Here is a 16,900-nt window from a genome sequence, read left to right as displayed (position 1 = left end):
TTATATCATATAAAATTAAATAGAAAAGCATCTAGTTGAAACTAGATGCTTTTCATGTTTATATTTTAAATCTGCGAACCAACTGCTGTAAGGTTTCTGCCATACCTGATAGATCTTGAGCACTTGCGGTTACTTCCTGGAGAGTAGCAACGTTTTCTTCTGTTCCGGCTGCTACTTCTCTGGTTGTTGCAACGCTTTCTTCTGCGATTCCTTTTACTTCGTCAATTGCTTGTACGACATTTGTACTATGCATACTTAGTAGCTCAATGGCACATGAAACGTCAGATACCTTTTCTATTACGTCTCCCATTGACTCTCCAATTAGAGCAAACGCTTTCTTTGCATCCTGACTATATTCGAATCCTTCTGATACTTTGTGAGACTGTTCTTCCATTGCAGATACAGCTAGATCCGTTTCAGATTGGATATAAGAAATCATTTTTGTAATTTGATCAGCTGATTTTTTTGATTCCTCTGCGAGCTTTCTTACTTCGTCTGCAACTACAGCAAATCCCTTGCCATGTTCACCTGCTCTTGCAGCTTCGATTGCCGCATTTAAGGCTAGCAGATTCGTCTGATCTGCAACCGTTGTAATCATATTTAGGATAGAAGTAATTTCATTTGAACGCCTACCTAACTGACGAATGATTTCTGAGGCATTCAAAACACCATCATTAATCAAATTCATTTGGTTAACTACTTTTTCTATAGATAATGCTCCTTGATCTGTAACTTGAAACGTATTATCAGCTGTGACGAGCATTTTTTCACTACTTTTTGTAATCAAACTTATATTGCTAGACATCTCTTCAATTAATGTGTGAATTTTGGTTAAATGTTGCAGTTGCAAATCCATACCCTCTGAGTTTTGTTCAACAATATAAGAAATTTGTTCACTTGCTTGAGTACTGTCCTGCGCACTTGTACTTAGTTGTTCACTACTAGCTGCAACTTGAGCTGATGAATCTCTAACTTGTATAACAACTTCTCTTAATCCAGAAACCATTGAGTTGACAGACTGGATCATTGCCCCAATTTCGTCTTTATTCTTCACTTGAATCTCATCTATAGATAGGTCTCCGCTCGCAACCTTTTCAATTGCCTTAGATGCATGAACAATTGGTTTCGCAATCTGTAAACTTATAATTGTCGCTAGTACTAATGCAACAAGAATCGCAGTTACACTGATCACAATCATTATTGTAACAATTCCATCTATTTTTTTTGTGGTCAAGCTACTTGCATGGTCTAAATGTTTCTCCTGAATAGATAGAAGTTCATTTACTTTTGCATTAAACTGCATACCTAACGTTTGTGCAGTTGATTTTGCTAGGATTAAATAACCTAATTCATCGTTGTCTTTTTTCATTTGTATTTGGTCTTGAGCAAATTTCGAATCATTTGTTGACATTTCCTCAAGAGCAGTTAACGTATCTAATAACTCCTTATCAGTGATTGTTGTTTTTAATTTTTTCATAGAGTTATCAAAGCTCTTTACTGCCTCATCGTATTCTGTCAGATAGTCAGCCTCTCCAGTGAGTAGGAAGCTCCTTACGGCTGCTGATTTTCTAATCATTTGCTCTTGGAGATTTTTCACTTCTAGCTTTTGACCTACTTCTTCACTTAAGAATGATTGATACGTATTGTTTACTGAATATAGTTGAAAAATCCCAGCACTTGCTACAACTACTAACATAAATAAAACAATAACAAAACTACCTATAATTTTTTTTCGAACAGTGATATTCATGTTTGCTCCCCCATTTATAGGTTGTACTTTATACCTATATTAACAATAGTTCTTTTGATATGGAAGCGTTTTATTTCAAATGAAAAGAAATAGACAAAATCTATTTCTTTTCGTAAGGAGCCATTTGATAAAAATAATTTGGCAATTGAGTGCTATTATCATATTGCTGGTGAAAGATATGGGTTAATGCGGGAGAAACAGGAGGAATTAACCAAGTCCAATTACCTGTTAATTTCCGACTTTTTTCTTTCTCTCTTTCTTCAAACAACTTAAACTGAGCCGCTGCGGTGTGATGGTCAACAATACTTACTCCAGCCTTTTTATAGGAAAATAGAACCGCTCGATTCACTTCAAGTAGTGCACGGTCCTTCCAAAGACTGCTATTTCTAGACATATCTAATTTCATATGATCAGCAACGATAGGTAACACATTGTATCGGCCTTCATCCGATAAATTTCGAGCACCAATTTCTGTTCCCATATACCACCCATTAAAAGGAGCTGCTGTGTATTGAATCCCACCAATTTCAAGACGCATATCAGCGATCATCGGTACACCATACCACTTTAATTTTAGGTCTTCAAACCACTCATATTCCGGATGTGAAAGATTGACCTCAAGAACGAGACTCGGAGGAATAGTTTTCCAATTTGGTTTTTCATTATTTACTTGAACCACTAGAGGTAAAAGGTCAAAATTTGTATGCTTCCCCTTCCACCCTAACTCTTCACATACCTTTGTAAACGGAATAGAGTGAGGGTCTCCAATCAATCCTTGCTGTGTATCATATCCAGCATATCGAACAAGCTGGTGGTTCCAAATTCTAATGGAGTGTTCCTTTGTTTTTTGTTTGAAAATAGAAATGGTTGGTCTAATATGACCATTGTTGGTTGCAAATTTGATATGTTCGAAAAGAGCATGGATGATCTCATCGGAGTGATGTAAATGACGACAATCTTTAACAACCAAAGACTCCCAAAACAAACGTCCAATACATTTATTACTATTCCTCCATGCCATCTTTGCGCCATGGGAAAGTTCTTCATATGTATGTTCATATGTTCCCGTCTTAAGAATCGAACTTTTAACTTCTTCCACTCTTGTTAATAAAGTAATATGATCTTTTTCTAGTTCTATATAACAAAGAGTGATAAACTCTTCTGCTTTTTGGAGTAAATCTTCATTCAATGCTAATCCCTCACGTTTTTAGTTTACATAATAATATTATCGTAACTTTTGACCTTAATTGAATCTCATTCATTTTAATTGATGTAAAAGCATGGTAAGCAGCGCATCAGAAGTTATCGTTTTAGCCTCTCCACCTCCTTGTGCCTGTTTTTCATTTCCTCCTCCCCTTCCATTGATCACTGGTAAGATTGATTGAGCAAGATTCTTCATATTGATAGCCGACTCTTCTCTTTGACACACAAATTGAAGTTTCCCATTTATCTCTGAAACGAAAAGAACATTGACTTCCGGGTCAAGAGCCAAAACATATCGAGCAACGGTTTGTAGCTCTTGAAGGCCCTTATCTGCAAAACTAGCTTGAACAACTCTATAGTGTTCAACTTTTATTGCTTTTTTTAATAAGTCCTGAGCTTCAAACTGTAATATATTTTCTTGTAGAACCTTTATTTCTTTTTCAAGTGTTTTATTTCTTTCAATGAGTCGGAGGGCAGCAGTCTCTAGTTCATTTTGAGGTGCATGTAAGAGACTTGTTAACTTTGATACAACAGTTGTCTTATCATGAATCTGCTTTCTAACACGGTTGCCACATACAAACTCGACCCTTGTCTTTTTCTTTTGTCGTTCAGTACCCAATATAGTAATCGCCTGAACCTCACCTGTACTTTGTGGATGGGTACCTCCGCACCCGTTATAATCAAATTCCGAAATGATTACTAAGCGGATATTTTCTTCAACTGAAAGGGTTTTCCGTAATGGATATTGGCTTACTTCCTCTTTTGAAACCCATTTAGTCTCTATTTTTCTTTGTTCTAGTATGATCTTGTTAGCTAATTCCTCAACTTTTTCCAGTTCGTTAGAAGAGATATTATCTACATTGAGATCAATTGTTACTTTTTCTGACCCAAGATGAAAACTGATGGTTTCATAACCATATAATTCTACAAATGCGGCAGTGAGGATATGCTGTCCAGCATGCTGCTGCATGTGATCAAATCTTCTTTCCCAATCTATATTCCCCTCAACTTTAGAACCAACAGAAATGGAGTCACTTATATAATGTCGAATTTCTCCATTGACTTCTTCGACATTCGAAACTGTCTTTCCGTTAATCGTTCCCGTATCGCATGGTTGCCCTCCACCAGTAGGATAAAAGGCGGTCTCACTTAGTACAATATAATCGTCTTCACTTTTCGTAACAGTTGCTACAAAAGTGGATTGATATACATTTTCATAATATAGTTTTTTTGTCATTTTTCTATAACACTCTCTTTCGTTAAGAAATGCTACACCTACTTTATCACAAAAAGAAAAGAGGTAGCTATTTTCTACCTCTCTACTAGTTTTTATCGGTTTCAAATACTCACATCACGTTTTTGAAAATAAACAAACGTTGAGATCATAAACACAATATAATATACAGTAAGAATCAATAGGGAACCATTTAAGCTAATATTATCCAAAATCTTATCTTGGAAGGCAAATACGGTTAAGTCTAGATGTGGAAAAATAAGAAACTTTGCCCAAGTATACTCTTCGGCGAGCATAATAATAAGTCCACCTAATGTAGTTGAAACAAATAGAACAAAAATTCCAACCCCTACTGCTACTGCCTGACTTTTAAAAAGAGTGGACAGCATAAAAGAAATCGTAGTGATCATTAGCAAACTTGGAAGAAAATAGACTGTTTTTAACAGAAACTGCGTTCCAAGTATGGCCTCTTTTTGTCCATCGAGCGTATATTCAAAGAATGGTGTCTGAAAGTCTCCTAGACCAAAAAATAAAATTCCTACAATAAATCCTGAGACAAATAATGTGGCCATTAAAATGATGGCATATAATAAAACCGCAACATATTTTGACAATAAGATTTTCCATCTTTTATGCGGTCTTATGAGCAACTGTTTAATTGTGCCATCTGAAAACTCAGCAGCGACGACCGCACTTGCTACAATAACAGAAAACAAGGTGACAAGTGTTGTTACACCTATAACGACATCGTTCATAAAATGCCAATTGGTTTTTGCCGTTGGATTTATATTTTCTTCAAGAAATCTGTCATTTTGTTTGATTTGATCTTCTAGCCACGTTGGATCTTGGTCGGCGGGAGTTTGCTCAATTTCTAGTTTATACTGAGCATTCTGTGCTTCTAAATTTTCACGCCAGTTCTCATCGGCTTCTCCATTAATTCTTTGATAAATAAATCCACCAATCACCATTGCAATAATTAATATAGAAATATAAATCCAGCTTGGCCGTTTCTCAAAGATTTTTATCATTTCATTTTGAATCAGACCGATCATATCGATAGCTCCTTCTTTTCTTTATTTGTTATCTCAAGGAAGCGATCTTCAAGTGATGCTTTTAAATAAGAAATTTCATATACTTGTAGTCCGTTTGAGACAAATAGCTGATTCGCCTTAGCGACTGTCTCCCGATCCATAGATGCATATATAAAACCCGCTTCTATCTTTCTTCCTTCTCCCAAATTTTGATTTACTAGTAGGTTAAAGGCCTGTTCAGTGTTATCAACCTCAAACATCACATGTTGCTTTGTTTGACTGCCTAGTTGGACTGCTTCATCCATTCGGGAAATATGAGTAAGCCTACCTTTTTCGATAATGGCAAATCGATCACACATGAGTTCCATTTCTGAAAGCAAATGGGATGAGACCAATACAGAAATACCTTGATTCACTAATAATCTTAAATAATCACGAAATTCTCTTATTCCTTGTGGATCAAGTCCGTTCGTTGGTTCATCAAGAATTAGGATGCTTGGACTATGTAATAAAGCTTGAGCTACGCCGAGTCTTTGTCTCATTCCTAGAGAATACGTTCTTACTTTCTGATGGATTGCTTGTTCTAGACCAACCAAACGGATGACCTCATCAAGCTTTTCAACTGAAACATCCTTTGTAGCCATTCTCATATAATGCTTTAGGTTTTTCATACCACTCATATATTTATAAAATTCAGGATTTTCTACAATGGCCCCTATTTCTCCCATTGCTTCTTTAAAAGACTGATCTAAATCATGTCCATTTATCACGACTTTTCCTTCTGTACGATTAATTAAATGGACGATCATTCGAATGATGGTTGTTTTTCCTGCTCCATTTGGACCAAGTAACCCGAAAATTTCTCCTTTTTCTATTTGGAAAGTTACGTTTTCAACAATCAGTTTCTTCCCTATTTTCTTTGTAAGATTGTGAACTTCTAGAGCATATTGAGACATTTTCACCCTTCTTTCTATCCTTTATTTAGAACTTGTAATAGTCTATACGATTGAAATTGAAAAAAGTTACAAATTATAATTTATCTTCCATTGTTCTTCCCTACCCTCTGTTAAAATAATAATAGATTTCAGTTTGAGCAATGAACAAACTACTTCCCGATTACCAACATCTTTTGTATAATTGGAACTTATGGGAACAACAATAAGTTTAGAATATTTTAAAGAGGTTTATTATGAAAATTAGTTCGAAAATCTTTATGGAAAAGCTATCATCCGTTCAAATCATTGTGATATTTTACGTACTTGCTGTGGTTATATCAACAGTACTTTTAATGCTTCCAATCACATTAAAATCTGGAGAGGACATTTCCTTTATTGATGCATTATTTACTTCTGCTAGTGCGGTAAGTGTTACAGGACTTTCTACCATCTCTATCTCTGAAAAGCTAAGTGTAGCAGGAACATTCATTTTCGCTTTCATTCTTCAATTCGGTGGAATTGGGATTATGACACTAGGCACATTTATTTGGCTCCTAATGGGAAAAAAAATTGGACTTCGTGAACGAAAGTTAATTATGACCGATCAAAATCAGTCCACTCTGTCAGGTCTGGTTCAGTTAATGAGACAAATTCTTTATCTTATCATCTTTATTGAAATAATTGGGAGTGTAGTACTCGGGATTTACTTGGTTAATTACTATCCCAATTGGCAGGAAGCCTTCTTACATGGCTTTTTCATGAGTGTTAGTGCGACCACGAACGCAGGATTTGATATTACCGGTCAGTCCCTGCTTCCATATGCTAATGATTATTTTGTTCAACTCGTTAACATCATACTGTTAATTCTTGGTGCTATCGGTTTTCCTGTTCTAATTGAGGTTCGTCACTTTTTATTTCGTAGAGAAGATAGCCTATTTCGATTTAGTTTATTTTCAAAAATAACAACAACAACTTTTTTCCTTTTAGTTATCGGTGGAACTTTACTCATTATTCTTTTTGAGTATAATCATTTTTTTGCAGGGAAATCTTGGCATGAATCATTTTTTTACGCATTATTCCAATCGGTTACTACTAGAAATGGTGGTTTAGCGACCATGGATGTAAGTGAATTCACAACCCCTACCCTACTACTTTTATGTATTCTCATGTTTATCGGGGCCTCTCCAAGTAGTGTGGGTGGAGGTATACGAACTACCACTTTTGCAATAATGATGTTAAGTATATTTACATATGCAAAAGGTCGAGATACGATAAAAGTATTTAAAAAGGAAATTTTACAAGAAGACATTCTTAAATCATATATTGTCATCACAACGGCAGTTATGATTTGTTCAGCATCTGTCATTATATTGGCTGTTCTAGAGCCTTCAATTGGTTTAATGGAGATTATCTTTGAAGTTAGCTCAGCATTTGGTACAACGGGATTATCAATGGGGATCACAGCAGATTTAAGTACAGCCAGTAAGCTAGTCATTATTTTGGTCATGTTTATTGGTCGTATCGGAATCTTCTCCTTCTTATTCATCATCCGTGGAAACCCAATTAAAGAAAAGTTCCATTATCCAAAAGAACGCATTATTATTGGTTAGTTATAGTAAAAACTCCGTTGCTAAGGCAACGGAGTTTTTTTACACTAATGGTGGAGTTTTCTTTTTTATTTCAATTTGCTTGATTTTATTATCCTCAACTACAAGCATTTCAAAGTGGAGGTGATGGTATTCAAATGTTTCCCCTTCCTCTGGGAAATGCCCCATCTCTTTTAATAAAAATCCAGTTAATACATCTTCATCTTCTGGAATCTTCGTTTTAAACACTTCATTTAATCTTCTTAAGGCTAACTTTCCATTACAAATAATATGAGAGTCCGTTAATTCATCGATCAAAATCTCTTCATTTTCATCCGTCTCATCTTTTATTTCAAGGCCTATCATGGCTTCTATAATATCCTCATTTGTAATAATACCTTTGGTTCCCCCATATTCATCAAGTACAATCGCTAAATGCTTACGTTCTTTTAGCATCATTTTAAATATTTTTTCAATAGAGTGAAATTCAAATACAAATAACGGGGAATTATCTGTGAAATCCTCTAATGGTTTATCCGGTTCTACTGACCAAGATAATAGCCCCTTCGAATGGAAGACTCCTACTATATTATCCATATTTTCTTTATATACTGGATATCTTGTATATTGATTGTTTATAACTACTTCTCTCGCTTCTTCAAATGTCGAGTCAAAAGGAATCCCTTGTATTTCCATGCGCGGGGTTTTTAATGCATCTCTAACATCTAAGCTATAAAAATCAATAACACCCTTTATACTTTTTGTCTCCTCATTTTGAAATGTACCTTCCGTCGCTGCAATGTCTACCATAGTAATTAACTCTTCCTTTGAAATAGACACGCCATCCTTATCTTCTTTTTCTAAAAGCTTAATGACAGCTCTTGTAAAGCGTGACAATAGAAACGTTAATGGTTTTAAAATAATCATTATGAACTGAATGACTGGAAATACGAGAAAGGCAATCTTTTCTGCAAAACTTGCAGCAATTGACTTAGGCAATACCTCAGCAAATACAATTAATACAACCGTTAAGATCCCAGTCACAATCCCTACATTCCATCCATACTCAATGGCAATAATGGTTACCAAAGTAGGTAGCATAATATTAGCTATATTGTTACCAATTAATATCGCTGTAATTAATTCGTCCAAATTAGACACCAGTGATAAAAGCTTTTGCGCCTTTTTGTCACCGCTTTCTGCCTTTGTCTTAAGTTTCATTTTATTAACCGCAGTTAATGCAGTTTCACTTCCAGATAGAAAAAAAGACATTAGCAGAAAAAATATAATGGCTATAAACACAAATCATCCTCCAAACAAATCTATGATGAGTATAACATTACCAAATTCCAATTCATTTTGCCACTATCATGTTATTTCTCATGCCATTGATTTAGCAAAAAAATGAAGCCCAATATCGTACCGATAATAACAACAATAAAGCTAATCCAATATGGTCTAGTATCACTAGAAACAGGATTTCTATATTTCAATGGAACGAACGAATCACCAAGAAACGCAAAGAAACGGATATATACCCAATAAAGAGAATACGAGTCCCATGTATCCCATGGACCTCTATACACAATAAAATGGAGAAAATACTTTAATACTATTTCAATCGCGAAAACAAGATTGATTATAGTAAAGTAGAAAATAAATGTATGGTGCTTCGGCTTATAATAAATGGAAAATAACACGAGAAACGTAAAACTCATAGCCACGGTAGGTAGAATAACTGGTAGAGGCAATACAAATCGATAAAACCCATTACTGTAGAAAAACATACACAATGCTATGGATATTATGATGCTTATTCCTGTAATAATGCCGTACCTTACATAATTCTTTCGTAAGATAACCAATAATCCGAGAGCAGTAAGGATAAATACAACGATTAAAATGATCCAATGGATTCCCGTCTGTTCGAGCATATCTAACCTCTTGTTTTTCATATTTCCTTTATTTTTCACCAAAACAAGATTATTATATCAAAAAAAAGAAGCATGAAAACTCATGCTTCTCTCATCTTATACCGGTACGCCGACAAAGAACTCATTATAAAGTGCTTTTACGGCATGCTTTTCATCCGCTTCTTTGACACCAAACATCATACTAACTTCAGATGAACCTTGGTTAATCATCTCTATATTCACACCAGCATCGGCAAGTGCCTTCGCAGCTTTTGCTGTTGTTCCAACATTTTGTCTCATGCCTTCACCAACAATCATGATTAAAGCCAAATCGTGCTCAACCTTCACTTCATCTGCATTCAACTCTGTGAAAATAAGGTTGACTATACGTTGTTCTGTTTCGTAATCCATTTGATCCTGACGTAAAATAACAGAAATATCATCAATTCCTGACGGAGTATGCTCGTAAGACATTCCATGTTCTTCTAATATTCTTAATAATCTGCTTCCAAAACCGATTTCTCTGTTCATTAAATATTTCCCAACATAAATGCTACAGAACCCTTTATCACTTGCAATACCTGTTACAGGACCATTTTGAACACTGCGCTCATGAACGATTAAAGTCCCTGGTGAAAGCGGGTTATTCGTGTTTTTAACCTGTACTGGAATTCCTGCCCTAAAAGCTGGAATTAATGCTTCATCGTGAAATACAGAAAAGCCAGCGTAAGAAAGTTCTCTCATTTCACGGTAAGTAAGTTCTTTTATTTCTTTTGGGTCTTGAACAAGATTTGGATTTACAGAATAAACAGCATCTACGTCTGTAAAATTTTCATACAGATCTGCTTTTATTCCATTCGCTAAGATCGATCCTGTAATATCGGAACCACTTCTCGAAAAAGTTACAACATTTCCAGCCTTTGTATAACCGAAAAATCCAGGGAAGATCAAAATCCCATCTTCTTCTCGTAGTTTATATAAATTGTCATATGATTCCTGTAATACTTGTGCATTTCCTGTCTCATCAGTTACAAACAATCCAGCGTCCTTTGGATTGATGTATTTTGCCTGCACTCCTTTTGATTGAAAGAAATTTGCTACTAATTTTGCATTATTGTCTTCACCGGCCGCTTTAAGAGCCTCCATATAATGGTCTGGATTGGATTTATCTGCAGATAATAAAGAGTGTAAAGTATTTGTAATCTCTTCAGTAATATCTGTTGAGAGATGGAGTTCCTTAACGATGCTATCGTAACGATCGATTATTTGCTCAAGTGTAGCCCTTGTATCTTCACCTTTTAAACCCTGCTCAGCGCATTGTATCAACAAATCTGTCACTTTTATATCATCTGATTTTCTTTTTCCTGGTGCTGATACAACAATTACCTTTCGGCTAGGATCAGCTGTGACGATTTGAAATACTTTTTGTAACTGCTCTCCATTTGCTAAAGATGATCCTCCGAATTTTGCTACTTTCATGTAAACATCCCCTGATAAATAAAATTTATATTTATTATCGCTTCAAAGTAGTAAAGAATCAAGCATTTTTTCCTTATTAGATGGACAAATGTATTTTCAGAGAGGACAATGTAGTTTTTTTATGTTTCTTTTCCTCTGGTGAATGGAAAATGAACTTACGTTTACAATATGTAAAAAGGAGTGAAAACTATGCGCACAAATTTTAAAATCATCCTTCTTAAGTTCATTGTCTGTACAATTATATTTACTATCGCCTTTGACCTGTTCTTTGAAGCTGGGGTTTCCGAAGTCTTATCATTCAGTATTTTGGTCACCATGGTTTCCTATTTCATTGGAGATAAAATAATCTTACCTAGGGTTGGAAACCGTGCCGCTGTTGTAATCGATTTTTTCACTGTTTACACAATTGTGTGGATTTTTGGAAATATTCTCCTACACAGCTATGAACAGATTGCGTGGGGAAGTATAATAGCAGCAACATTAGTCGGAATATCTGAGGTGTTTGTACATCTATTTCTTTTAGGTCGGTTAGAACCACTGACTCCTACAGAAAGGAAAATACCTTTACGAACCTCTCAGAAGCTAGCCTTTGGGACGGAATTTGCCGAAGAGTCAGATCCGCGCAAGAAAAACTAAAAACGTTACTGCTATAAAGCAGTAACGTCCTTCTATAAATTCCTTGTATGTTATGCATAGTTTTTTTCTTCTAAATGCATAGATAATTTTTTCCTCGCTCGATATAACACAGTTTTGACATTGTTTTGATTAAGGTGTAAAGCTTCGGCAATTTCTTTTTCCTTCAGCCCTTCTACAACTTTTAAATGAAGCACTGATTTTTGATTGGCATTTAGCACACCAAAGGCTTTTGTTATTTCATTCTGTAATAACAAGGAAGTCACTTCTTCTTCCACATTTCTATGAGATGCCACCTCTTGGTAGGTGATTTCAGTTTCAAGTACTTCTTTTCTTCTTTTTTCTTTTCTCACAAAATCAATTGCTGTTCTTGAAGCAATCGAGGATAGCCATGAGCGGAGCTTAGCATCATCAACTATTGTATCTATTTTTCGAAATGCTTTAAAAAACGTTTCTTGTACCACATCCTGTGCTAAATGGTAATCCCTTGTGATACCGAAGGCGATATGAAAGAGAAGTTTTTGATGACTAAAACAAATCGTCATCATATCTTCCTTCGATAAATGCTCATTCATGATCACTCCCTCCCTTTCCCCGTAATCAATTTATTTAAACATTTCATTTACAAATATAGGTGCATTGCTCTCGTCAAACGTTCCTAAATAAGGGTCCTGTTGATTTTTAAAAATATAGGCGACTACATACGTCTTTTGGCTATCTGGTAAATAAGCATCTTCCGTAATATTCATCAGTTCTTTTATTTGATCTTTCGTTTTGAAAGTTTTGGTGTTTGGATGATTATTCATGTTAGTAAACACTTCATGATTCGAATATCCATCAGGATTAATTTCAAGGTCCTCTTTTTCTAGAACCACAGCATAATCGATGTCCTCCTCCGAGATAAAGGCATTATCAAGCAGTTCTTTCTCAGCTAACCAATCTTCAAGCCTTTTGTAGGTAGCTAAGGCAGTGATATCAGCGTATCCGTAATACTCTTTGCTATTATCCAATGAAAAGGATATATGAGACTGAAAAGATTTTGAGCTATACATCTCTTCATACGTCGAAGCTAGTATATCTTCTTTTATAATTGATAGAAATTCCTTGATATCAGCTTTCTCAGAAATCACGGCACGATCATTTTTATATCCCATTGACTCAATAGTAATCATGTTAATTTCATCCATTGTTAAATTGAATAATGAATAGTTCACCTCTTTATATTCCTTTGATTCATGAATGGGTTTATAATACGCCAAATAATCATCCTTGTTTATTTCATATTCACGAACCATTTTTTTTCCGTTCTTTAACTCGTACACAAAGAAGGCGGTTTCGTTTTGTTCACTTGTTGCTTTTTTACTATCTTTATTGGATAGAATCTGTTTATGCAAATCGTGAACTAATTCAATATTGCTTTTTTCATTTAAGTAGAAGGTGTTTTTTGAATAGCCACTTTCCTCCGGGTTCAAATAAAGATACGGCCCATTACTTAAATGCACCTTTTGGATATCTTCTATTTCTGGAATTCGGTTTTCATAGTTAGTAAGATCAAACTGAAATATAGCTATGATTACTATTAAAATACCACCATAGTACAAATAGCCTTTAAGATGACCAAAGACTCTCCATGTTTTATGGAGTAGTATTTCAGCTAGTATATAGCCAAAAAAAGATCCAAACAGATATCCGAAAAATAACCAGCCTTCAGAAAGCTCACGATAGTCACCGAAATAAGCAGCCGCCAATAATGCACAGCAAACAGTCATTCCAAATTTTAAAATTGGTTTTAAGATTGGAAAAATAACAGCTTGTGATACAGATTCCGGTTTCCTTTTTTTATAAAGCGCTAAACTAAAGAAATACAATACTATGGAAATACCTGCATAAATTCCTAAAAGGATCATATTAGAAATATCTTGTATTGCTTCTATCATGGTTAACGGAGATAAATATTGTACTTTTCCATTTAGATGATAACTATCTGGAAAACCAAACATAAAAAACTGTAGATTAAATGCACTTAATACAAATAATCCCACTGGCAGAAGCAGAAAAATATACGATAGAATTCCTTGTACAATTGAAATACCAGTGATCATACCGATAAACACTGTACTTATATATATGATGGTATTAAAAAGAATTGTCATCCCTAGCCAATAAAAAATAGAGTCAATTTCTACTATAGATTGCAAATTCAAAACACTTCGCTGAACAAAAACAATCATTGCTATTAAGATGACCGGGATGTTCACCATTAACCAACCAGAAAGAGTGTATTGATGGAATATCTTTTCTCTACTTACTGGTAAACTATGAATAAGATCTGAGCTTTGTTTTGACTGCATAAAGTGAAACAAGAACAAGGGCAATAAAACAGGCACGGATACTAGTAAAATATATTGAAGTTCCAGATTGAATTGGAACACATTCGCTGGTTCAAACATCAAACGTTCATTTGTTGTACTCATTAATATTTCAAATGGAATAGCAAACAACAATACAAGAAAATAAATAATAGAAACCCAACCTGAGCTCCTAAGCATTAACTTGAATATCTCAGGGTTAAGCAAAAATGTTTTTGATGGCATATCCGACACCCTCCATTTCATAAATAAAGATTTCTTCTAATGTTAGTGGGAGAATATCGAGAATGACAGGTTGATATTTCATGACTTTATCTACTATTTCCGCTTCTTTTCCTTTAACAATACAGATAAAGACACTTCCTCTTTTCTCTTGATATAAAAGTTTGACATCGGTAAATAGATTCTCCGGAACATTTTCCTTGAATGCTACTTGAATTTTATGTGTGTCGGACTTTAAGTCATCAAGTTCCTTCTCAATCATTAGCTCTCCTTTATGCAAAATGCCTATATAATCACAAATATCTTCTACTTCACGCAAATTATGGGACGAGATAAGAACAGTCATTTCCCTGGATGCTACATCTTCAATAATTAAGCTTTTAATATTTTTCCGAACAACTGGATCGAGTCCATCCATAGGCTCGTCTAGAAGAAGGATGTCAGGCATGGTAGACAAGGCTAGAATAAACGCTGCTTGCCTTTGCACACCTTTTGAGAATTTATGAAGTTTTCTTTTTTCATCGATCTTAAATGCATCCACAAGTAATTCATATCTCTCTTGATTCCAGTTATGGTAAATCTTTTCATAAAATTTCCCCATATCAGCTAGTGTGTATTGTGAAAAGAAGAATGGTTGGTCAGGAATAAAGAAAACTCTCTGTTTTATGTAACTATTTTCAAATACTGAGCTCTCATCAACCAATACAGAACCGTGGTCAGGAACATAAATTCCAGCTAAAAGCTTTAATAAAGTTGTTTTCCCCGCTCCATTCGTTCCAAGCAATCCATATATTGATCCCTTTTGAATATGGAGGGTTATATTTTCAACCGCATCGGTTCCTTCAAAGGATTTACTTACCCTACTAAATTGAATCACTCTTGCTCCCTCCCCCTATTGTGGATTCCACTTCCTTTATGATCTCAACGAGTTGATCACTAGTGATTCCAAGATACATAGCTTCTGACAAAAGTTTTATTAGATCCGATTTAATTGTCTTCATTTTTTCACTGTTTTGCTTTGGAGTATCTGGACTCACAAAGCTCCCCTTTCCTTTAATTGAATAAATATATCCTTGAATCTCAAGCTCTCGATAGGCTTTTTGGATGGTATTCGGGTTAATCGTCAGTTGCTGCGCCATTACACGAACGGATGGTAGCTGTTCATCCGCTTTCATGACTTCACTAATAATAAGCTCTTTTAACTTGTCAACCAGCTGCTCATATATTGGCTTTCGACTTCTTATATCTAGCTCAAACATGATCATCCTCCAATCTGTACCTAGTGTACTATTAATCGTAATACAGATGGTACAGTTGAATTATATTTTAAATGTCCAAAAAATAGAAGGGTTTTTTTAAAAAAAATAAAAAAACACCGTCATTTGGTTAAAATGACGGTGCTTGTAAGGCAATATAACTATGACTTGCAGGATAGTTTCAACACAACTTTCCCAAAATTATTCCCATTCTCTATTCGATATTGGGCTTGCTGAACTTCTTCTAAAGAATAAACTGAATCTATAGCCGGGCGTAATTGATGTTCTTCATACAGTTTCAGCATATTTGTAAAGTCTTTTGGTGAACCCATGGTAGAACCAAGAATATCCAAATGCTTAAAAAATATTTTTGGCATGACGATTTGTGGAATTGGTCCAGCAGTTGCACCAAAGCTAACAATTCTTCCCCCGTTATTTGCTACATTGATGAGTTTAGAAAAACTAGAACCTCCCACACTATCAACTATGAGATCTGCGTAACCCATTTGCTCCTTTAATAGTTGATCCCATCTTTCTACTTTATAATTTACACCACCCGAAGCTCCCATGCTTATCGCTTTTTTAATCTTCTCGTCGCTACTAGATGTAACAAATACCTTTGCTTTTACAGCAACAGCCATTTGTAGAAGAAAGGTTGCAACGCCTCCGCCGATTCCAGGGATTAATACAGTCTCTCCTTCTTGTAGTTTTCCTCTTGTAAACAACGCACGGTAGGCAGTTAAACCTCCTAATGGAAGCGCTGCTGCTTCCTCCCAGCTAAGGTAAGCAGGCTTCGAGAATATATTTTCTTTAGGTATTTTTATGTATTCAGCAAAGGTTCCATTTGAAGGAACACCGATAATTTGAAAAGTTTTTGAATAGAAATTTTCATTTTCTCCCCAATTTAATGCTGGATAAATAATGACTTCGGTCCCGACTTCTAACACCCCAGCCCCATCAGCACCTGGTATTGCCGGTATCTTAATTCCTGGGTATTGTCCCATTCGAACATATATATCACGACGGTTCAAAGCTGACGCCTTCAACTTTACGAGCACTTCATGAGCATTCGGTATCGGCTTCTCCACTTCCTCTAGTCGAAATTGTTCTGGTCCTCCTAGTTCACGTAATACGATTGCTCTCATCCATTACCCTCCCCGTTTTTCTATAACTCTACCTTTAGTTTAGCGTTTGACACTTACAGTTTCTACCTTATTATTTCGAGGTTTTTTATTAATTTCGACTCTACAATCGCAAATAACCAAACTTCCCCTCAGCTTTTGTGGAAA

At 35.3% G+C, this 16,900-nt stretch carries 15 protein-coding genes and 1 pseudogene; 2 read left to right on the top strand and 14 right to left on the bottom strand.

The window, feature by feature from the left end:
- Positions 1-58: 58 nt before the first annotated feature.
- From ACQ5H4_RS02215 to ACQ5H4_RS02190, 6 genes and pseudogenes are all read right to left on the bottom strand, one after another.
- Positions 59-856: a methyl-accepting chemotaxis protein gene (locus tag ACQ5H4_RS02215; protein WP_430773545.1), complete on the bottom strand. Its 798-nt coding sequence runs from the start codon at positions 854-856 to the stop codon at positions 59-61.
- 141 nt (positions 857-997) lie between these two features.
- Positions 998-1,750 (bottom strand): annotated as a pseudogene (locus tag ACQ5H4_RS02210) (CHASE3 domain-containing protein); the annotation flags it as partial.
- Positions 1,751-1,850: 100 nt separating this feature from the next.
- Positions 1,851-2,939, bottom strand: a complete 1,089-nt coding sequence (locus ACQ5H4_RS02205) for a nitric oxide synthase oxygenase (RefSeq protein WP_430773347.1) — start codon at positions 2,937-2,939, stop codon at positions 1,851-1,853.
- A 69-nt stretch (positions 2,940-3,008) separates the two neighbouring features.
- Positions 3,009-4,190: an alanyl-tRNA editing protein gene (locus ACQ5H4_RS02200; protein WP_430773346.1), complete on the bottom strand. Its 1,182-nt coding sequence runs from the start codon at positions 4,188-4,190 to the stop codon at positions 3,009-3,011.
- A gap of 101 nt (positions 4,191-4,291) precedes the next feature.
- Positions 4,292-5,239 carry a DUF2705 family protein gene (locus ACQ5H4_RS02195; RefSeq protein WP_430773345.1) on the bottom strand — a complete coding sequence of 316 codons (948 nt, stop codon included), beginning with the start codon at positions 5,237-5,239 and terminating at the stop codon, positions 4,292-4,294.
- Complete coding sequence (locus ACQ5H4_RS02190) at positions 5,236-6,174, bottom strand: ABC transporter ATP-binding protein (RefSeq protein ID WP_430773344.1); 939 nt, start codon at positions 6,172-6,174, stop codon at positions 5,236-5,238. Before ACQ5H4_RS02190 ends, ACQ5H4_RS02195 begins: the two co-directional genes overlap by 4 nt.
- A gap of 233 nt (positions 6,175-6,407) precedes the next feature.
- On the opposite strand from ACQ5H4_RS02190, the gene ACQ5H4_RS02185 reads away from it, so the two are divergent.
- Positions 6,408-7,763: a TrkH family potassium uptake protein gene (locus tag ACQ5H4_RS02185; RefSeq protein ID WP_430773343.1), complete on the top strand. Its 1,356-nt coding sequence runs from the start codon at positions 6,408-6,410 to the stop codon at positions 7,761-7,763.
- A 39-nt stretch (positions 7,764-7,802) separates the two neighbouring features.
- On the opposite strand, the gene ACQ5H4_RS02180 is transcribed toward ACQ5H4_RS02185, so the two are convergent.
- The 3 genes from ACQ5H4_RS02180 to ACQ5H4_RS02170 all read right to left on the bottom strand — a co-directional run bounded on the left by ACQ5H4_RS02180 (position 7,803) and on the right by ACQ5H4_RS02170 (position 11,131).
- A complete protein-coding gene (locus tag ACQ5H4_RS02180) occupies positions 7,803-9,041 on the bottom strand; it encodes a hemolysin family protein (RefSeq protein ID WP_430773342.1) in 1,239 nt (412 codons plus the stop codon).
- A 71-nt stretch (positions 9,042-9,112) separates the two neighbouring features.
- Entirely contained in the window at positions 9,113-9,673 is a 561-nt protein-coding gene (locus tag ACQ5H4_RS02175) for a hypothetical protein (protein WP_430773341.1), read from the bottom strand.
- Positions 9,674-9,769: 96 nt separating this feature from the next.
- Positions 9,770-11,131 carry an aspartate kinase gene (locus ACQ5H4_RS02170; RefSeq protein ID WP_430773340.1) on the bottom strand — a complete coding sequence of 454 codons (1,362 nt, stop codon included), beginning with the start codon at positions 11,129-11,131 and terminating at the stop codon, positions 9,770-9,772.
- A gap of 189 nt (positions 11,132-11,320) precedes the next feature.
- On the opposite strand from ACQ5H4_RS02170, the gene ACQ5H4_RS02165 reads away from it, so the two are divergent.
- Complete coding sequence (locus ACQ5H4_RS02165) at positions 11,321-11,767, top strand: YndM family protein (RefSeq protein ID WP_430773339.1); 447 nt, start codon at positions 11,321-11,323, stop codon at positions 11,765-11,767.
- A 50-nt stretch (positions 11,768-11,817) separates the two neighbouring features.
- On the opposite strand, the gene ACQ5H4_RS02160 is transcribed toward ACQ5H4_RS02165, so the two are convergent.
- The 5 genes from ACQ5H4_RS02160 to ACQ5H4_RS02140 all read right to left on the bottom strand — a co-directional run bounded on the left by ACQ5H4_RS02160 (position 11,818) and on the right by ACQ5H4_RS02140 (position 16,756).
- Positions 11,818-12,339, bottom strand: coding sequence for an RNA polymerase sigma factor (locus ACQ5H4_RS02160; RefSeq protein WP_430773338.1), 522 nt, complete (start codon positions 12,337-12,339; stop codon positions 11,818-11,820).
- A 30-nt stretch (positions 12,340-12,369) separates the two neighbouring features.
- Positions 12,370-14,358, bottom strand: coding sequence for a DUF6449 domain-containing protein (locus tag ACQ5H4_RS02155; protein WP_430773337.1), 1,989 nt, complete (start codon positions 14,356-14,358; stop codon positions 12,370-12,372).
- Entirely contained in the window at positions 14,333-15,232 is a 900-nt protein-coding gene (locus ACQ5H4_RS02150; protein WP_430773336.1) for an ABC transporter ATP-binding protein, read from the bottom strand. Before ACQ5H4_RS02150 ends, ACQ5H4_RS02155 begins: the two co-directional genes overlap by 26 nt.
- Complete coding sequence (locus tag ACQ5H4_RS02145; protein WP_160547006.1) at positions 15,219-15,614, bottom strand: GntR family transcriptional regulator; 396 nt, start codon at positions 15,612-15,614, stop codon at positions 15,219-15,221. Before ACQ5H4_RS02145 ends, ACQ5H4_RS02150 begins: the two co-directional genes overlap by 14 nt.
- A gap of 158 nt (positions 15,615-15,772) precedes the next feature.
- On the bottom strand, positions 15,773-16,756 hold the full coding sequence (locus tag ACQ5H4_RS02140) for a zinc-binding dehydrogenase (RefSeq protein WP_430773335.1): 984 nt from the start codon (positions 16,754-16,756) through the stop codon (positions 15,773-15,775).
- Between the last annotated feature and the right edge of the window lie 144 nt (positions 16,757-16,900).

This window comes from Bacillus coreaensis, assembly GCF_050586445.1.
Classification (GTDB): Bacteria; Bacillota; Bacilli; order Bacillales; family Cytobacillaceae; genus Robertmurraya_A; species Robertmurraya_A coreaensis.
The sequence above is the reverse complement of the archived record's forward strand: the minus strand, read 5'-3'. Positions and strand labels throughout refer to the sequence as shown.